This window comes from Microbacterium sp. CnD16-F (genome assembly GCF_024124465.1).
GTDB classification, from domain to species: Bacteria; Actinomycetota; Actinomycetes; order Actinomycetales; family Microbacteriaceae; genus Microbacterium; species Microbacterium gawkjiense.
In genome coordinates this window covers 1-16,889 of sequence record NZ_JAMXSA010000022.1, presented here as the reverse complement: position 1 = coordinate 16,889, position 16,889 = coordinate 1, and the positions used below count along the sequence as shown (strand labels likewise).

Sequence of the window (16,889 nt, the reverse complement as noted above, 5' to 3'; positions counted from 1 at the left end):
ATCGTGGCGGGGTGACGAGGATCATCGCGGGAGACGCCGGCTCACTGCCCTTGGTCGTGCCGAGCGCCGGCACGCGGCCGACGAGCGAGCGCGTGCGCGAGTCGCTCTTCGGCGCCCTCGACGCCGGCGACGTGCTCGCCGGGGCTGCCGTGCTCGACCTCTACGCGGGGTCGGGAGCGCTGGGTCTCGAGGCGGTGAGCCGCGGGGCCGCGTCGGCCGACCTCGTCGAGCGCGCGCCGCGCGCGGCATCCGTCATCGACCGCAACGTCCGCGCCGTGGGGCCCAGCCTCCCGGGGCGCCGGCTGACCGTGCACCGGTCCGCCGCCGACACGTTCCTGCGGGCCGGCGGACCCGCGTTCGACCTCGTGTTCGTCGACCCGCCCTACGACATGACGGATGCCGAGGTGTCGACGACGCTCGGGCTGCTCGTGCCGCGGCTCACCCCCGCCGCGACGGTCGTCGTCGAACGCGCGACGCGCTCCGGAGAGCCGCTCCTGCCCGACGGTCTCGTCGTCGACCGCAGCAAGAAGTACGGCGACACGACGCTGTGGTGGCTCGCGCGATCGGGTCAGCCGAGCGCCGCGTCCCAGTCCGAATAGGGATCCCACCCGCCGAGACCGTCCGGCGCGACGCCCCGGATCAGGACGGGCGCCTCCCGCCGCTGCGCGACACGACCGATCACGGTGAAGCCGGCAGGCGCGGTGCCGGCCGGGAAGCACGCGAGCAGCGCGTGGTCCTCGCCGCCGGAGAGCGCGTCGTCACCGAGGTCCGCCTCGATGAGGAGCGTCACCTCGGAGGCGTCCGCCAGTCGGGTCGCGTCGAGGATGAGGCCGTCCGAGACGTCCATGAGGGCGGTCGCGCCGGCTCGCGCGGCAGCGAGCCCCAGCCGCACCGGCGGCTGCGGCCGGAGCTGAGCCGAGAGGTCCCGGCGCTCCTGCTCGGTGAGGACAGCGAGGTCGACGGCGACCGGGCGTGCCTCGTCGTCGCGGAAGCGGGTGAACAGCAGGCGGAGGCCGCGGGCCGCCGCGCCGAGCCCGCCCGCGACGGCGACGTCGTCACCCGGCCGCGCTCCGGAGCGGAGCACCGGCGAGACGCCGTCCAGGACGCCCAGGGCGGTGACGGCGACGGTGAGGGTGTCGGACACGGTCAGGTCCCCGCCCTCCACTGCGCACCCGGGTGCCAGCTCGTCGAGTGCGTCGCGGAACCCCGCCGCGAGGTCGTCGACGAAGGCGGCGGGGAGAGAATCCGGCAGGGCCAGGGCGACGAGCAGAGCCGTGGGGCGCGCGCCCATCGCGGCGACATCGGCGAGGTTGACGGCGGCGGCCTTGTATCCGAGGTCCCGCGGCGACGTCCACGCCAATCGGAAGTCGGGACCGTGGACGAGGGTGTCGGTCGTCGCCACGACGCGGCCGCCCGGGACGGCCAGGACCGCGGCGTCATCACCGGGGCCCACCTCGGCGCGCGAGAGCGGTCCGAGGACGCGCAGGATGCGGCGCAGCAGCTCCGCTTCGGAGACGTCGCGCACACGGAGCTCACCCATGGCTCCACGGTAGCCTGGAGCGATGCCCCGGACCCGCTCGACCGTCGCGCTCGCCCTCCTCGTCGCCGGTGTCGCGGCACTGTCGGGGTGCTCGTCGACGGTGGCGGTCGAGGCCGCCCCCGGAGCCGACGACCCGCGCTGCGCGGAGGTCATGGTGCGGCTGCCCGACGACCTGGGCGACCAGCCGCGGCGCTGGACCGACGCGCAGTCGACCGCCGCCTGGGGCGACCCCACGACCGTGCAGCTCGCGTGCGGGGTCCCGCCCCTCGGTCCGTCGGAGCTTCCCTGCGTGACGGTCGACGGTGTCGACTGGGTCGTCGACGACTCGCGGGCACCGCTGTACCGCATCACGACCTACGGCCGCGAACCGGCGATCCAGCTCATCATCAACTACGACGAGGTCAGCTCGAGCGGTCCGGTGAGCGCCGTCAGCCGCCTCATCACGAAGCGGTTCGAGACCACGGGACAGTGCGTCGCGGCATCCGACGTCGTCCCGTGAGCTGGATCAGCGCGCCAGTTCGATCAGCTCGGTGATGAGCTCGGGATAGCTCAGCCCGCTCTCGATCCAGCACGTCGGGAACATCGAGATCGGCGTGAACCCCGGCATCGTGTTCACCTCGTTCACGAAGAACTCGGTGCCGGTGTAGAAGAAGTCGACCCGCGATAGCCCCTGCCCTCCGACCGCCTCGAACGCACGGGCGGCGATCCGCTGCATCTCGCGGAGTTCGCCGTCGTGGAGCTCCGCGGGGCAGACGAGGTCGATGCCGGGGGCGCCGAGGTACTTCGCCTCGAAGTCGTAGAAGGCCCGACCGCTGACGACGATCTCGCCGGCGACGCTGACTCGCGGGTCGCCGCCGTCGCGCCCCTGCAGCACGCCGCACTCGATCTCGCGGCCGGTGACGGCCTGCTCGACGAGCACGCTCGAGTCCTCCGCGAAGGCGGTCTCGAGCGCGGCATCCAGTTCGTCCCAGTCGGTGACCTTGGACACCCCGACACTCGATCCCGCACGCGCGGGCTTGACGAACACCGGCAGTCCGAGGCCGCGGATGCGGCGACGCCAGAGGTCACCGTCGCGCTCGAGGCCCGCCCGCGTCACCGTGACCCACGGGACGACGGGCACCCCGGCCGCCTGAAGGATGCTCTTGGTGGTGTGCTTGTCCATGCCGATGGCGGACATCAGCAGGCCCGCACCGACGTACGGCAGGTCGAGGAGCTCGAGGAACCCCTGCACCGTGCCGTCCTCGCCGAAGCGGCCGTGCAGGATCGGGAAGACGACGTCGATATCCCCCAGGGACTCGACGGTCCCGTCGGGGCGACGGACCGAGAGCTCCCGCTCGACGGTCGACTCCGGCCACACGATGCGGGTGCCGTTGTCGACGACCTCCGGCAGCCGATCGGCGTTCAGCGCGAATTTGTCGGGATCGTCGTCCTCGAGGACGTACGCGCCCTCGCGGGTGACCCCGACCGGGATGACCCGGTAGCGCTCGCGATCAATCGCGCGGAGGACGCCCCCCGCTGTGGCGGAACTGATCGAGTGCTCGCTGGAACGCCCGCCGAAGAGCAGAACCACTGCCGCCTGAACCATTCTGAGTCCTCTCCTCGGTGGGCTCGTCGTCATCCGTCGTGAGATGCGGTGCGATGTCGCGCGGATTCATCGTGCCGTCGAGGACCATCTTGACCTGCTCGACGATCGGCATGTGGACGCCGGCCTCGCGGGCCAACTGCAGCACCGGTGCCACCGACGCGAGCCCCTCGGCCGTCTGGTCCATCTGCTTGACGACCTCGGTGAAGCTGTACCCCTGGCCGAGCAGCCGGCCCGCCGTGTTGTTGCGGCTCAGCGGGGACTGGCACGTCGCGATGAGGTCACCGAGACCGGCGAGGCCCTGCAGGGTCTCGGGCTGCCCGCCCTGCGCGACGGCGAAATCGGTCATCTCGACGAGACCGCGCGTGATGATCGACGCCTTGGTGTTCTCGCCGTAGCCGACCCCGTCGACGATGCCGATGGCGACGGCGATGAGGTTCTTCAGCACCCCGCCGAACTCGGTCCCGATGACGTCGGTGTTCACGAAGGTGCGGAAGTAGCGGTTGCGCGAGATGCGGGCGACGGCTTCGGCGGTCTCCTGGCTCGACGACGAGATGACGGCTGCCGTCGGCTGTTCGCGTGCGATCTCGAGGGCGAGGTTGGGTCCGGATGCCACGGCGATACGCGCCGGGTCGCAGTGGAGCTCCTGCTCGAGGACCTGACTCATCCGGAGCCCGGTCTTCTTCTCCACGCCTTTCATCAGCGACACGATCGGTGCGTCGTTCGTCGCGAGCAGAGGGCGGACGCCCTTCAGGTTCTGCCGGAGCGCCTGGCTCGAGATCGCGATGTAGACCTGCGTCGCACCGTCGAGCGCCTCGGCGAGGTGGTGGGTGGCCGACAGCCCGCGCGGCAGGTTGATTCCGGGCAGGTACTGCGAGTTGCGCTTGCCCTCGCGGATCTCGTGGGCGAGTTCGGCGCGGCGGGCCCACATGACGACGTCCGCGCCGCCGTCGGCGAGCACCTTGCCGAAGGTCGTCCCCCAGCTTCCGGAACCGAGCACGGCGACGCGGGGCGCCGCTGCCTCGCGGCGCGACGCTTCCCTAGGAGTCAAGGCGACCCGTCTCCTTCTGACCGTGCTGGGCCGGGTTCCACCGCTCGGCGGGAGGCTGGACGCCGCGCAGGCGTCCCAGCAGGATCGAGATGTCGCGCATGACGGCATCCGTCGCCGCGGTGAGCGTCGCCAGCGTGGTGTCGGTGAAGGCGGACAGGTCGACGGGCGGGCCCAGCAGGACGCGGACGCGGCGACGCGGCGGCCACAGGCGCAGACGGCCGTACCGCGGCAGGATCTCCTGCACGCCCCACGTCGCCACGGGGATGACCGGCAGCGGTTCGGGCGCGGACAGCGCGAGCCGGACGGCGCCGGTCTTGCCGCGCATCGGCCACATGTCGGGGTCGCGCGTGAGCGACCCCTCCGGGTAGACGATGACGCCGCGCTGCGCCGCCACCAGGGCGTTCGACTGCGCGAGGGTCTGCTTCGCCGCGGCGGAGGTGGATGCCCGGGCCACCGGCACCATCCCCGTCGCCCGCAGCAGCCAGCCGAGGACGGGCACGTGGAACAGGCTCTCCTTGGCCATGAAGCGCGGGGCACGGCCGAGCCGCCAGGTCGCGACCGCGATGATCACCGGATCGAACTCGCTGTAGTGGTTGGGCGCGAGGATGTAGGAGCCCTCACGGGGAAGGTGTTCGCCGCCCTCGATCTCGATCTTCGCGAACCAGCCGGTCGCGGGTACGACGATCATCGCCGCCGGCCAGAAGACGCTCGGGCGGGTCTTCTCCGGGGAGGCGCGGCGACGAGGAGCCACCGCGCTCACTCCGTGACGTCGAAGTCGGCGCCGAGATCGGTCAGCTTCTCGAGGAACTTCTCGTAGCCGCGACGGATGATCCCGATGTTGCGCACGGTCGACTCGCCCTCGGCCGCCAGGGCGGCGATGACGTAGGAGTACCCGCCGCGGAGGTCGGGCACGACGACGTCCGCGCCGTGCAGCGGGGTCGGGCCGTTGATGACGGCCGCCTGCTCGAGCGCCCGACGCGGCACACGGCGGTCGGAGCTCGCGATGCCGTCGGGGTGGACCACGATGTCGGCGCCCATCTGGACGAGGGCGCGCGTGAAGCCGAGACGGTTCTCGTACACCGTCTCGTGGACGACGGACTCGCCCTCGGCCTGTGTGAGCGCCACGATGAGGGGCTGCTGCCAGTCGGTCATGAAGCCGGGGTGCACGTCGGTCTCGACCATGACGGGCTTCAGCGGGCCGCCGCGACGGAAGCGGATGCCGTCCTCGGCGATGTCGAAGTCGCCGCCCACCTTGCGGAAGACGTTGAGGAACGTCAGCATCTCCTGCTGCTTGGCTCCGCCGACGAAGATGTCGCCGTCGGTCGCGAGGGCGGCCGCCGCCCAGGACGCCGCCTCGTTCCGGTCGAAGATGCTGCGGTGGTCGTACCCGCGCAGCGACTCGACGCCCTCGATGAAGATGACCCGGTTGGGCTCGTAGGAGATGATCGCGCCCATCTTCTGGAGGACTGCGATCAGGTCCATGATCTCGGGCTCGATGGCGGCGTTGCGCAGCTCCGTCGTGCCCTTGGCGCGAACCGCGGTCAGGAGCACCTGCTCGGTCGCGCCGACGCTCGGGTAGGGCAGCTCGATGTTCGCGCCGTGCAGGCCGTCGGGAGCCGACAGGCGGATGCCGCTGGGCAGCTTGTCGACGATGGCACCGAACGAGCGGAGGGCGTCGAGGTGGAAGTCGATCGGACGGTCGCCGATGCGGCATCCCCCGAGGTCGGGGATGAACGCCTGGCCGAGGAGGTGCAGCAGCGGTCCGCAGAACAGGATCGGGATGCGGGACGCCCCCGCGTGCGCGTCGATCTCCTCCATGTGGGCCGACACCGCACCGCTCGGGTCGAGGCGGATCACACCGTCTTCGAGGTCCTCGACCCGGACGCCGTGGACCTCGAGGAGTGAGCGGACGACGTGGACGTCGCTGATGTCCGGCACGTCCCGGAGGATGCTCGCCGTCTCGCCCAGCAGGGCGGCGACCATCGCCTTCGTGGCGAGGTTCTTCGCCCCCTTCACCTCGACGCGGCCGCGCAGCGGTCGACCGCCGCGGATCCGGAGCGTCTGACCGGTGCTGCCGCCGCTGGCGGGAGTCGACGCGGAGTCGCTGAGAAGTGTGTTCATCGGTGGGACCTCATTACTGGTGTCGAGGAAGCGTGGTCGGCCCCGTTGTGCGGGGCGCGGGCCGATCAGCGGACGGGGAGCGTCCGCGGCCGCCACGCCTCGCGGCGCGCCTCGAACTGCGCGATCTTGTCTTCGCTGCGCAGGGTGAGCCCGATGTCGTCGAGCCCTTCGAGAAGCCGCCACCTAGTGTAATCGTCGATGTCGAACGGGGCCTGGACGTCGCCGACCTGCACCGTGCGTGTCTCGAGGTCGACGGTCACCTCGCGCCCCGGCTCCGCCTCGAGGGCCGCCCAGATCGCCTCGAGCACCTCCTCGGTGACCACGCCCGTGACGAGTCCCTGCTTGCCTGCGTTGCCGCGGAAGATGTCGGCGAACTTGGTGCTCAGCACCACACGGAAGCCGTAGTCGCGGAGGGCCCACACAGCGTGCTCACGGCTCGACCCGGTGCCGAAGTCGGGTCCGGCGACGAGGACGGAGCCGTTCCGGTACGCGTCCTGATTGAGGATGAATGCAGGGTCCTGGCGCCAGTTGGCGAACAGCGCGTCGTCGAAGCCGGTCTTGGTGACGCGCTTCAGGTAGACGGCGGGGATGATCTGATCGGTGTCGACGGCGGATCGCTTCAGCGGGACGCCGACACCGGTGTGGCGGGTGAACTTCTCCATGTCAGGCCTCCGTCAGTGCGAGTGCGTCGAGATCGCTCGGGCTCGCGAGGCGCCCGAGCACGGCGGTCGCGGCGGCGACCTGGGGCGAGACGAGGTGCGTGCGACCGCCCTTGCCCTGGCGTCCCTCGAAGTTGCGGTTGCTCGTCGAGGCGCACCGCTCCCCCGGGGCGAGCTGGTCGGGGTTCATCCCGAGGCACATCGAACATCCGGCGAAACGCCACTCGGCGCCGAAGTCGGTGAAGACCTTGTCGAGCCCCTCCGCCTCGGCCTCCAGCCGGACGCGCGCCGAGCCGGGCACCACCATGACGCGGACCCCGTCCGCCTTGGTCCGGCCTCGGACGATCGACGCGAACTGGCGGAGATCCTCGATGCGGCTGTTCGTGCACGAGCCCATGAAGACGGCATCCACCTGCACGTCCTTCAGCGGGGTCCCGGGGGTCAGGTCCATGTACTCGAGGGCGCGCTCCGCGGCGGCGCGCTCGTTCGGATCGGTCATCTCGGCCGGATCGGGGACAACACCGCTCAGGGTCACGCCCTGACCCGGGTTGGTGCCCCAGGTGACGAACGGCTCGAGCTCGTCGGCGTCGAGGAAGACCTCCGCGTCGTACACGGCTCCCTCGTCGGACGGCAGGGTCCGCCAGTAGGCGACCGCCTCGTCCCAGTCCGCGCCCTGCGGTGCGTGCGGCTTGTCCTTGACGTAGGCGAACGTCGTTTCGTCGGGCGCGATCATCCCCGCGCGGGCGCCGGCCTCGATGGACATATTGCACATCGTCATCCGGCCCTCCATCGAGAGCGAACGGATGGCGGAGCCGCGGAACTCGAGGACGTACCCCTGCCCGCCGTTCGCGCCGATCTTCGCGATGATCGCCAGGATGATGTCCTTCGCGCTCACGCCGGGCTTGAGCGTCCCCTCGACGGTGATGGCCATCGTCTTGAACGGCTTCAGCGGCAGGGTCTGGGTGGCCAGGACGTGCTCTACCTCGCTCGTCCCGATGCCGAACGCCATGGCGCCGAACGCACCGTGCGTCGAGGTGTGCGAGTCGCCGCACACGACGGTGATGCCGGGCATGGTCAGCCCCAGCTGCGGGCCGACGACGTGGACGATGCCCTGCTCCTTGTCTCCGAGCGAGTGCAGCCGCACACCGAACTCCGCGGCGTTGCGTCGCAGTGTCTCGATCTGCGTACGGCTCGTCAGGTCGGCGATCGGCTTGTCGATCTCGAGCGTCGGGGTGTTGTGGTCCTCCGTCGCGATCGTGAGGTCGAGGCGGCGCACGGGGCGGCCCTCGGCGCGGAGGCCGTCGAACGCCTGCGGACTCGTCACCTCGTGGACGAGGTGGAGGTCGATGTAGATGAGGTCGGGGCTGCCGTCCTCACCCTTCACGACGAGGTGGTCGTCCCACACCTTCTCGGCGAGGGTCCGGGGACGGTCGGGAATCGTGCTCATGGTGTCTCCTGATGTCGGATGGCGCCCGCGACAGCCTCCGCGACGAGAGAGGGCTCAGAGCGAGGTCTCGTCGCGGCCGATAAGGAGTCGAGCGGTCCGCACCGCGCCAGACTACCACCGGCCCGGACGGGGCGAGACGAGCCGGCGGCGTAACACCGCGTCTCACGATCGGGGCTCGCGCGCCGCCCCGTGGCACGCTGTGTGCCCTGAGGGACGGGAGACGACGATGACGGAGCGGACCACCGGAGGGTTCACGACGCGACAGGTCCACGTGGGGACGGATGCCGCGCCGGCGACCCCGCGCGCCCTGCCGATCCACCTCACGGCAGGCTTCACCTTCGACTCGTTCGACGACGCCGCCGCCCACTTCGGGGCCGGCGACGGGTACGGGTACACCCGCACCGGCAACCCCACCGTCGACGCCGTCGAGCGCAAGCTCGCGTCGCTCGAGGGCGGTGCCGAGGCGGTCCTCCTCGCGTCGGGACAGGCAGCCCTCGCCGTCGCGTTGCTCGGGCTCGTCACCGCCGGATCGCACATCGTCAGCTCGACGCACATCTACGAGGGCACCCGCGGCCTGCTCGTCGACAACCTGGCCCGACTCGGGATCGAGACGACCTTCGTCGACGACATCCACGACCCGGATGCCTGGCGCCGCGCGATCCGCCCGGAGACGCGCGTGCTCCTCGGCGAGTCGATCGCCAACGCCCGCAACGACGTCCTGGACATCGCGGCGGTCGCCGCGATCGGCGACGCCGCCGGCATCCCCCTCATCGTCGACAACACGTTCGCGACGCCGTATCTGCTGCGTCCCCTCGAACACGGCGCCGCGATCGTCGTCCACTCGGCGAGCAAGTTCCTCGCCGGGCAGGGCGCCGTGCTCGGCGGCGTGATCGTCGACGACGGACGGTTCGACGCATCCCGTTCCGGCCACCTCTTCCCGCACCTCGTCGACAGCGGCGCGCGCACGCCGAGCGTCTGGGAGCGGCACGGCGGGCGCGCGCGCATCGCCCACCTGCGGGAGAGCGTCGCACCGCGGTACGGGCCGACGCCCTCCCCCTTGACCGCATTCCTCATCGGTCAGGGCATCGAGACGCTCAGCCTCCGCGTGCAGCGCCAATCGGAGAACGCGCTCGCCGTCGCCGGGTGGCTGGCCGACCGCCCCGAGGTGGCGTCGGTCGACTACGCCGGGCTCGCCTCGCACCCCACCCACGACCTCGCGCGGACCTCCCTCCGCGGCGGGTACGGCTCGGTCTTCACCGTCACGCTCCGCGGCGGGCTGCCGGCTGCGCGGGCGTTCGTCGAAGCGGTCTCGGTGATCACCCACATGACGCACCTTGGCGACGTCCGCTCGCTCGTGCTGCATCCGGCGACGACCAGCCACGCCCGGCGCTCCCCCGCCGAGCGCGCGGCCCTGGGCGTCCACCCCGGCACGCTGCGGCTGTCCATCGGCATCGAGGACCTCGACGACCTGCTGGCCGATCTGGACCAAGCGCTCGCGGCGACGGCATCCGCCGTCCGGGACGATGCGGCGGTGCTCGCATGAGCCGCCCGCAGCACTTCGGGTGGTTCCTCGCGCGCGGCTTCGGCCCGCACGGATGGGGCCACCCGTACCTCGACTGGGGGTACGACTGGACCTCCCCCGCGCTATACCAGGACGCCGTCCGGACCCTCGAGCAGGCGGGGTTCGATCTGCTCATCATCGAGGACGCGCCGTCGCTGGGTTCGGCCGAGACGATCGACCTGCGGGTGCGCCAGGCCTTCGGCGGTCCGAAGCTCGACCCCCTGCTGCTGGCTCCCTACCTGTTCGCGGCGACCGAACGCATCGGAATCGTGCCCACGGTGAACCCCGCCGCAACCCTCCCGTACACGGCGGCCCGGCAGTTCGCGACGCTGCAGCACCTCAGTGGGCACCGCCTCGGACTCAACGTCGTCACCGACACCGGCAGCGCCCGCCACTTCTCGACCTCTTCGCAGCTCGGTCACGACGCCGCGTACGACCGCGCCGAGGAGTGGATGTCGGCGATACGGGCGCTCTGGCGGAGCTGGCCCGACGGATCGCTCATCGCCGATCCCGCCGCCGGTCGGTACGCGGACGGGACTCGGCTCGAACCCACGATCCACCGCGGTGAGTACTACGCGTTCGACGGCCCCCTCAACGCGATCCCGTTCACTGACGGGGAACCCGTCATCGTGTCTCCGGGCGGCTCACCGCGGGGCCTCGGCTTCGCCGGGGCGAACTCCGACGTGCAGCTCGCTCTCGCGCCGATGACCGAGGACTCCGTCCGCGGCTACCGCAGCCGCATCCACGACGCCGCGGTGGCGGCGGGTCGGCTGGCCGAGGACATCACGATCCTCTTCGCCATCCAGCCGATCGTGGTCTCCTCCGCCGAGGAGGCGGACCGGATCGTCGCCGCCTCGCTCGAACCGGACGATGCGACGCTCCGACGGATCGCGGAACGGCAGTCGAGCGACCTCGAGACGGACCTGACGGCCCTGGACCTCGACCGGCCGCTGGATCGGGGGATCTTCGGGGATCACGTCTCGCACGGCAGCATCCGCCGACTCGTGGGCGACCACGACGACGACGCACCCCTGCGACGGATCCTCGCGGCGCACGCACGCCTCGGCCGTCTGAGCGACGGCTCCGGCTGGGTCGGGACCGCCGACGAGCTCGCCGACCGCATCGAGGAGTACGGCGCGTGGGGCAATGACGGCGTGCTGCTCTGGGGCGACCTGCACCCTGTGACCGTGCACCGCACGCTCGACGAGCTCGTCCCGATCCTGCGACGCCGCGGCATCCTGCGCCGGGAGTACGAACCGACCCTCCGGGCGAACCTGCGAGCGTTCTGAGGCGCCCCTCAGTCCTCCCGCGACGGGCGGGGGTCGACGGTCGAAGGCGTGCCCTGCTCGGCGGCGACGTCCTCGGCGTGGCCGACGGGCGTCGGTCCCGTCGCCGGAACGGGCTCGCGCAGCCCCTCCCGACGCGCGGCGACGAGACTGGCGACGGTCGCGACGACCATCGAGGCCACGATCACCCCGAGCGACACCCACGTGGAGATCTCGGGCGCCCACTCGATGTGCTCGCCGCCGTTGATGAACGGCAGCTCGTTCTCGTGCATCGCGTGCAGGACGAGCTTGACGCCGATGAAGGCGAGGATGAACGCGATGCCGAAGTGCAGGTACTTCAGCCGGTCGAGCAGACCGCCGAGCAGGAAGTAGAGCTGCCGCAGGCCCATCAGGGCGAAGATGTTCGCGGTGAAGACGATGAAGGCGCTCTGCGTGATGCCGAAGATCGCAGGGATCGAGTCGATCGCGAAGAGCAGGTCGGTCATGCCGAGGGCGGCGAACACGATGATCATCGGCGTGAAGACCTTCTTGCCGTCGATGACGGTGCGCACCTTCGCGCCGTCGTACTCCTCGCTGATCGACATGCGTCGGCGGAGCAGGCGGACGACGAAGCTCTCCTTCTTCTCCTCGTCCTCGTCGTCCTCATTCGAGAAGGCCTGCTTCCAGGCCGTGTAGATGAGGAAGAGCCCGAAGAGGTAGAAGACCCAGCTGAACTGCTCGATGATCGCGGCACCGAGGAGGATGAAGATGCCGCGCAGGATCAGCGCGATGATGATGCCCACCATCAGCACCTTCTGCTGCGCCGCTCGCGGCACGGAGAACTGGCTCATGATGAGGACGAACACGAACAGGTTGTCGATCGACAGGCTGTACTCCGTCAGCCAGCCGGCGACGAACTGACCGGCGTAGTCGACGTCCGTCACGACCAGCATGATCAGCGCGAACACGAGCGCGAGGGCCACGTAGAAGACGACCCAGAGCGTCGACTCCTTCGTCGAGGGGACGTGCGGACGCTTGATGATCAGCAGCAGGTCGGCGACGAGGATGAGAGTCAGCACGACCAGCGAGCCGACCTCGAACCAGAGGGGGAGCTCCATGAGGGCCTTTCATGCGGGGGCGTCCCCCAGAGTACCTTTCGAGGTGTCTGAGACGATCCCCCGTGACGCGACACTCCCCCATCGACAGAACGAACGAGGATGCCATGGCCGACCCGCTCGCGAGGCGTGACGCGGACCTGGTGGCCGCCGCCGCGGGTGGCGATCAGCAGGCCTTCCGCGAGCTGTACCGCGCCTACGCGAGGCCGGTGTACTGGCTCGCCCATGGCCTCCTCGGGAACACGGCCGATGCGGAGGACGTCATGCAGGAGACCTTCCTGGTCGCGTGGCGGCGACTGCCGACGCTCGATCTCGTCAGCGAATCGCTGCTGCCGTGGCTCGTCACGATCTGCCGGTTCCAGAGCGCGAACCGGATGCGGCGGCAGCGCCGCGACCGGCTGCACACCGCCGGGGCGGTCGAGGAGACGCTCCCGGCCACGGTCGACGTCGAGGATCAGGTGATCGGCGGGGACCTGGCCGAGCGTGTGATGGCGGAGCTCGGGACCCTCTCCCCCCTCGACCAGCAGATCTTCCGGTTGTGCGCGACGGAAGGCTACGCGTACGCCGCCGCCGCCGCGGAGCTCGGGATCTCGCACGCGGTCGTCCGCAACCGCCTCTCGCGGGTGCGCACGAAGCTGCGCGCCGTCGTCGGAGCGGAGGGATCATGACCGGGCCCGACCTCGAGCTCCCCGAACTCACATCCGAGCGGCAGGACGACATCGAGGCCGCGCTGTTCGCCGACATCCGCGCCGAGGTCTCGCGCTCGACGGAGCAGTCGCAGCGCCGGCGGCGACGTGCCTGGGGGTACACGGGCGCCGCGGCCGCGGTCATCGTGGTCGCCGGGTTCGTCGGACCCGCTCTGAGCGGCACGGGGGCGAGCAGCAGCGCGGGCGGATCCGTGGGGCTGTACGACGAGGGTGCCGGCGGCGCCGTCGCACCCGAAGCGAACGGGGACCTCGGGGGCGACGGGGGCGGTGGCGCGGAGGAGAACGGGTCGACCGCCGCCACCGGGCGCGAGGTCGTCGCGACCAGTTCGACCGTCCTCGAAGCAGGAGACCCGGCCGCCGCCGCCAGGGAGATCGGTGACCGCGCCGACGCGGCCGGCGGGTACGTCGAGTCGATGAACGTCTCGGCTGCGCCGTCCGCGGAGTCGTCGGGCGACGTCGCGACCTCCTCTGCGGACGGCACCTGGATCACCGTGCGCGTGCCGGCGGACACGCTGGGCGACTTCCTCGCCGATCTCGACGACGTGGGCGAGGTCCGGTCCTCGGAGATCTCGCGAGAGGACGTCACCGCCCAGTCGACCGACCTCCGCGCACGGATCTCGGCGCTGCAGACCTCCGTCGACCGCCTGGAGTCGCTGATCTCGGATGCCGCCACCACGGCCGACCTGCTGACCGCCGAAGAGGCGCTCTCGCAGCGACAGGCGGAGCTCGACTCGCTCCGGGCGCAGTCCGACGCGCTGGCCGACGACGTCGCCCTCTCGAGCGCCACGATCACCGTCACCGAGCCGGGTGAGGTCGTCGCCGCCGTCCCGCAGGGTTTCGGCGATGGTTTCACGACCGGATGGAACGCGCTCGTCGCGACCGTGAACGGGATCGTCCTCGGTCTGGGATTCCTGCTCCCCTGGCTCGTCGTCGCCGGCATCGTCCTCGCCGTCGTCCAGGTGGTGCGCCGGGCACGACGCCGAGCACGGGTGCGGAGCGGATCGCCGGAGGCCTGAAACCCCGCGACGCGCCGAAACGACGACACCCCCGACCTGGTGGTCGGGGGTGTCGTCTGTCTGGTGACCCCAGCGGGATTCGAACCCGCGTTACCGCCGTGAGAGGGCGGCGTACTAGGCCGCTATACGATGGGGCCGTACTTTTCGTTCCCTCCCTGCGGAGGCAACCGTTCAATTATGCATGACGTTCACAGCGGTGCAAAATCGGCGCCCCCTTGCCTCACGCCCCCCTTCGTGAGTTGACTGGGACGATGCGCGTCACGAAGCACGAACATGCCTGCCTCCGCCTCGACAGCGAGGGTAAGACCCTCCTCATCGACCCCGGTTCCTTCACCCTGCCCCTCGACGATCTGAACGGTCTGGTCGGCGTGATCCTCACGCACGAGCACCCGGACCACTGGACCCCCGCCCAGCTCGACGCCCTCCTCTCCCAGGCGCCGGGTGTGCCGATCTTCGGGCCTGCGGGTGTCGTGACCGCGGCATCCGACTACGACGTCACCCCGCTGGAAGTCGGCGACGAACTCGAGCTGGGTCCCTTCCGACTCCGCTTCTTCGGCGGCACCCACAGCGTGATCCACGAGTCGATCCCCGTCATCGACAACCTCGGCGTCCTCGTGAACGACGACTTCTACTACCCGGGCGACTCCTACGCCGTCCCCGAGGGCGTCGAAGTCGGTCTGCTCGCGGCGCCCATCGGCGCACCGTGGCTCAAGATCGGCGAGGCGATGGACTACGTGCTCGCCGTGAAGCCGCGCCGCGCCTTCGGCACGCACGACATGACGCTTTCCCGCGCGGGTCTCGCGATGCACCGTGACCGGCTGAAGTGGGCGACCGAGCAGAACGGCGGCGAGTTCGTCACCCTCGATCCGGGAGAATCGACCGACCTCTGACATCGCACGCACGAACGACGGATGCCGCGGGGCTTGCGCTCCGCGGCATCCGTCGTTCGTGGGGGTCGAGCCTCACTCGGCGTCGTGATCCGTCTCGATGAAGGCGACGAGCTTGTCGAGAGCCTCCTCGGCGCCCTCGCCCTCGGCCTTGAGCGTGACGACCGTGCCCTGCGTCGCACCGAGACCCATGAGGGTCAGGATGCTGCCGGCGTTCTGGTCGGGGCCACCGGGAACGGCGATCGTGACGGGCACGCCCGTCTCCTTGACCGCCTGCACGAAGAGCTTTGCGGGGCGGGCGTGCAGTCCGGAGCTGCTCGCGACGGTTGCGGTCCGTTCGGCCATGGTGGATCTTCCTCCTTGAGTCGGTGTATCGAGACTATGCCGTGACGGCGACGGCGGGCACATCCGCCTCGAGCGGGCGGCGGCGGACGAAGCGCTTCAGGACCACGACGGCGACGGCGCTGACGACGGTGCCCGCCGCGATCGCGACCAGCCACAGCCAGAAGTTGTCAATCGCGAAGAAGACGAACACGCCGCCGTGCGGAGCGCGGGAAGTGACCGCGAAGGCCATCGACAGCGCACCGGTCACGGCACCGCCGAGCATCATGGCCGGGATGACACGGAACACGTCGGCGGCCGCGAAGGGGATCGCCCCCTCGGAGATGAAGGCGGCGCCGAGCAGCCAGGCGGCCTTGCCGTTCTCACGCTCGGGCGCCGTGAACAGCGTGCGGCCGAGGACGGTCGAGGCGAGCGCCATCGCGAGCGGCGGGACCATCCCCGCGGCCATGACGGCGGCCATGATCTGCAGGTAGCGCTCGTCGCCGGCGATACCCGCCGCGAGGTTCGCCGTCGCGAAACCGTACGCGACCTTATTGACCGGGCCACCGAGGTCGAAGCACATCATGAGACCCAGGATGATGCCGAGCAGGATGACGCCGGCCCCGGTGAGCCCCGCGAGCCAGCCGTTCAGCGCGACCGTGAGTGCGGCGATCGGTCCGCCGAACACGAGCAGCAGGAGCCCGGAGGCGAAGATCGACCCGAGCAGCGGGATGATGACGACCGGCATGAGGCCGCGCAGCCAGCGCGGTACGTCGAGGCTGTTCAGCCACCACGCCGCGAGGCCGGCGAGCAGACCGCCGACGATGGCGCCGATGAAGCCGGCGCCCATGAATACCGCCGTTGCACCCGCGACGAACCCGGGCGCGATGCCCGGGCGGTCGGCGAGACCGTAGGCGATGTAGCCCGCGAGGGCCGGCACGAGGAAGCCGAAAGACAGACCACCGATCTGGAACGCCACCGCTCCCAGGTAGTACAGGAGCCCCTCGGGCGGCAAATTCGCCAGTGTGAAATTCTGCAGCGTGTACACCGCGTTGTTCACCGCCTGGCCGTCGGCGGTGTTGGCGATCTCATAGCCGGCCATCGCGAACCCCAGCGCGATCAGCAAACCGCCGCCGGCGACGAACGGGATCATGTAGCTGACACCGGTGAGGAGCGAGCGCTTGATCGCCCCGCCCAGAGAGGTCGGTGCGGCCGCGGACGCCGTGCTCGCCGTCGCCGAACCCGACACGCGCGCGGCATTCGGGTTCTTCGCGGCGGCGACGGCCTCGCGGATCATCTGCGCGGGCTGCTCGATCCCGCGCTTGACACCGGCGCGGACGACCGGCTTGCCGGCGAACCGCGCCTGCTCGCGGACGTCGACGTCGACGGCGAAGATGACGGCATCGGCCTCGTCGATGATGCGCTGGTCGATGGCCTTGTAGCCACTCGATCCCTGCGGCTCGACGGTCAGGTCGACGCCGTCCTTCTGCCCCGTCGCCGTCAGCGCGTCGGCGGCCATGAAGGTGTGGGCGATGCCGGTGGCGCACGCCGTGACCGCGACGATGCGCGCGGGGCGGCCGTCGATCAGGAGCGCGCCGTCGGCGGAGGCGGCGGCGG

Annotated in this window: 17 protein-coding genes and 1 tRNA gene; 7 read left to right on the top strand and 11 right to left on the bottom strand. The window is 70.7% G+C overall.

Annotated elements, in window-relative coordinates:
• Positions 1-11 precede the first annotated feature (11 nt).
• Positions 12-599, top strand: a complete 588-nt coding sequence (gene rsmD, locus NH287_RS07990) for a 16S rRNA (guanine(966)-N(2))-methyltransferase RsmD (protein ID WP_253035174.1) — start codon at positions 12-14, stop codon at positions 597-599.
• Here rsmD and thiL read toward each other — a convergent pair.
• Positions 569-1,540: a thiamine-phosphate kinase gene (thiL, locus tag NH287_RS07985; RefSeq protein ID WP_253035173.1), complete on the bottom strand. Its 972-nt coding sequence runs from the start codon at positions 1,538-1,540 to the stop codon at positions 569-571. The two genes, rsmD and thiL, sit on opposite strands and share 31 nt — an antisense overlap.
• 22 nt (positions 1,541-1,562) lie before the next feature.
• Here thiL and NH287_RS07980 point away from each other — a divergent pair, with 22 nt between their 5' ends.
• Positions 1,563-2,039, top strand: a complete 477-nt coding sequence (locus NH287_RS07980) for a DUF3515 family protein (protein ID WP_253035172.1) — start codon at positions 1,563-1,565, stop codon at positions 2,037-2,039.
• Positions 2,040-2,045: 6 nt separating this feature from the next.
• Here the strand turns inward: NH287_RS07980 and NH287_RS07975 are convergent, their stop codons facing one another.
• From NH287_RS07975 to leuC, 6 genes are all read right to left on the bottom strand, one after another.
• Positions 2,046-3,125 (bottom strand): D-alanine--D-alanine ligase family protein, encoded by a 1,080-nt coding sequence (locus NH287_RS07975; protein WP_253035171.1) that lies wholly within the window; start codon positions 3,123-3,125, stop codon positions 2,046-2,048.
• A complete protein-coding gene (locus NH287_RS07970; protein ID WP_253035170.1) occupies positions 3,031-4,173 on the bottom strand; it encodes an NAD(P)H-dependent glycerol-3-phosphate dehydrogenase in 1,143 nt (380 codons plus the stop codon). The genes NH287_RS07975 and NH287_RS07970 overlap by 95 nt, the downstream gene beginning before the upstream one ends.
• Positions 4,163-4,933 (bottom strand): lysophospholipid acyltransferase family protein, encoded by a 771-nt coding sequence (locus NH287_RS07965; RefSeq protein WP_253035169.1) that lies wholly within the window; start codon positions 4,931-4,933, stop codon positions 4,163-4,165. Before NH287_RS07965 ends, NH287_RS07970 begins: the two co-directional genes overlap by 11 nt.
• Positions 4,930-6,294: a UDP-N-acetylglucosamine 1-carboxyvinyltransferase gene (gene murA, locus NH287_RS07960; RefSeq protein ID WP_064001938.1), complete on the bottom strand. Its 1,365-nt coding sequence runs from the start codon at positions 6,292-6,294 to the stop codon at positions 4,930-4,932. The genes NH287_RS07965 and murA overlap by 4 nt, the downstream gene beginning before the upstream one ends.
• A gap of 65 nt (positions 6,295-6,359) precedes the next feature.
• On the bottom strand, positions 6,360-6,956 hold the full coding sequence (leuD, locus tag NH287_RS07955) for a 3-isopropylmalate dehydratase small subunit (RefSeq protein WP_253035167.1): 597 nt from the start codon (positions 6,954-6,956) through the stop codon (positions 6,360-6,362).
• Between the two features lies 1 nt (position 6,957).
• Positions 6,958-8,400: a 3-isopropylmalate dehydratase large subunit gene (leuC, locus tag NH287_RS07950; protein WP_253035165.1), complete on the bottom strand. Its 1,443-nt coding sequence runs from the start codon at positions 8,398-8,400 to the stop codon at positions 6,958-6,960.
• 226 nt (positions 8,401-8,626) lie between these two features.
• Between leuC and NH287_RS07945 the strand changes: the two genes are divergently transcribed.
• Complete coding sequence (locus NH287_RS07945) at positions 8,627-9,943, top strand: O-acetylhomoserine aminocarboxypropyltransferase/cysteine synthase family protein (protein WP_253035164.1); 1,317 nt, start codon at positions 8,627-8,629, stop codon at positions 9,941-9,943.
• Complete coding sequence (locus tag NH287_RS07940) at positions 9,940-11,250, top strand: LLM class flavin-dependent oxidoreductase (RefSeq protein ID WP_253035163.1); 1,311 nt, start codon at positions 9,940-9,942, stop codon at positions 11,248-11,250. The genes NH287_RS07945 and NH287_RS07940 overlap by 4 nt, the downstream gene beginning before the upstream one ends.
• 8 nt (positions 11,251-11,258) lie before the next feature.
• On the opposite strand, the gene NH287_RS07935 is transcribed toward NH287_RS07940, so the two are convergent.
• Complete coding sequence (locus NH287_RS07935) at positions 11,259-12,344, bottom strand: TerC family protein (RefSeq protein WP_253035162.1); 1,086 nt, start codon at positions 12,342-12,344, stop codon at positions 11,259-11,261.
• 104 nt (positions 12,345-12,448) lie between these two features.
• Between NH287_RS07935 and NH287_RS07930 the strand changes: the two genes are divergently transcribed.
• Complete coding sequence (locus NH287_RS07930) at positions 12,449-13,009, top strand: RNA polymerase sigma factor (protein ID WP_253035161.1); 561 nt, start codon at positions 12,449-12,451, stop codon at positions 13,007-13,009.
• The gene (locus tag NH287_RS07925) at positions 13,006-14,064 is read left to right on the top strand and encodes a DUF4349 domain-containing protein (protein WP_253035160.1); all 1,059 of its coding nucleotides are present in this window, start codon (positions 13,006-13,008) and stop codon (positions 14,062-14,064) included. The genes NH287_RS07930 and NH287_RS07925 overlap by 4 nt, the downstream gene beginning before the upstream one ends.
• A 61-nt stretch (positions 14,065-14,125) precedes the next feature.
• Here the strand turns inward: NH287_RS07925 and NH287_RS07920 are convergent.
• Positions 14,126-14,201 (bottom strand) — tRNA-Glu (locus NH287_RS07920).
• Between the two features lie 114 nt (positions 14,202-14,315).
• Between NH287_RS07920 and NH287_RS07915 the strand changes: the two genes are divergently transcribed.
• Positions 14,316-14,954, top strand: coding sequence for an MBL fold metallo-hydrolase (locus NH287_RS07915; RefSeq protein ID WP_253035158.1), 639 nt, complete (start codon positions 14,316-14,318; stop codon positions 14,952-14,954).
• 72 nt (positions 14,955-15,026) lie between these two features.
• Here the strand turns inward: NH287_RS07915 and NH287_RS07910 are convergent, their stop codons facing one another.
• Both NH287_RS07910 and NH287_RS07905 read right to left on the bottom strand, forming a co-directional pair.
• On the bottom strand, positions 15,027-15,296 hold the full coding sequence (locus tag NH287_RS07910; protein WP_064001929.1) for an HPr family phosphocarrier protein: 270 nt from the start codon (positions 15,294-15,296) through the stop codon (positions 15,027-15,029).
• A 34-nt stretch (positions 15,297-15,330) separates the two neighbouring features.
• The coding region (locus NH287_RS07905) for a PTS fructose transporter subunit IIC (protein ID WP_253035157.1) at positions 15,331-16,889 on the bottom strand (1,559 nt) is incomplete at its 5' end.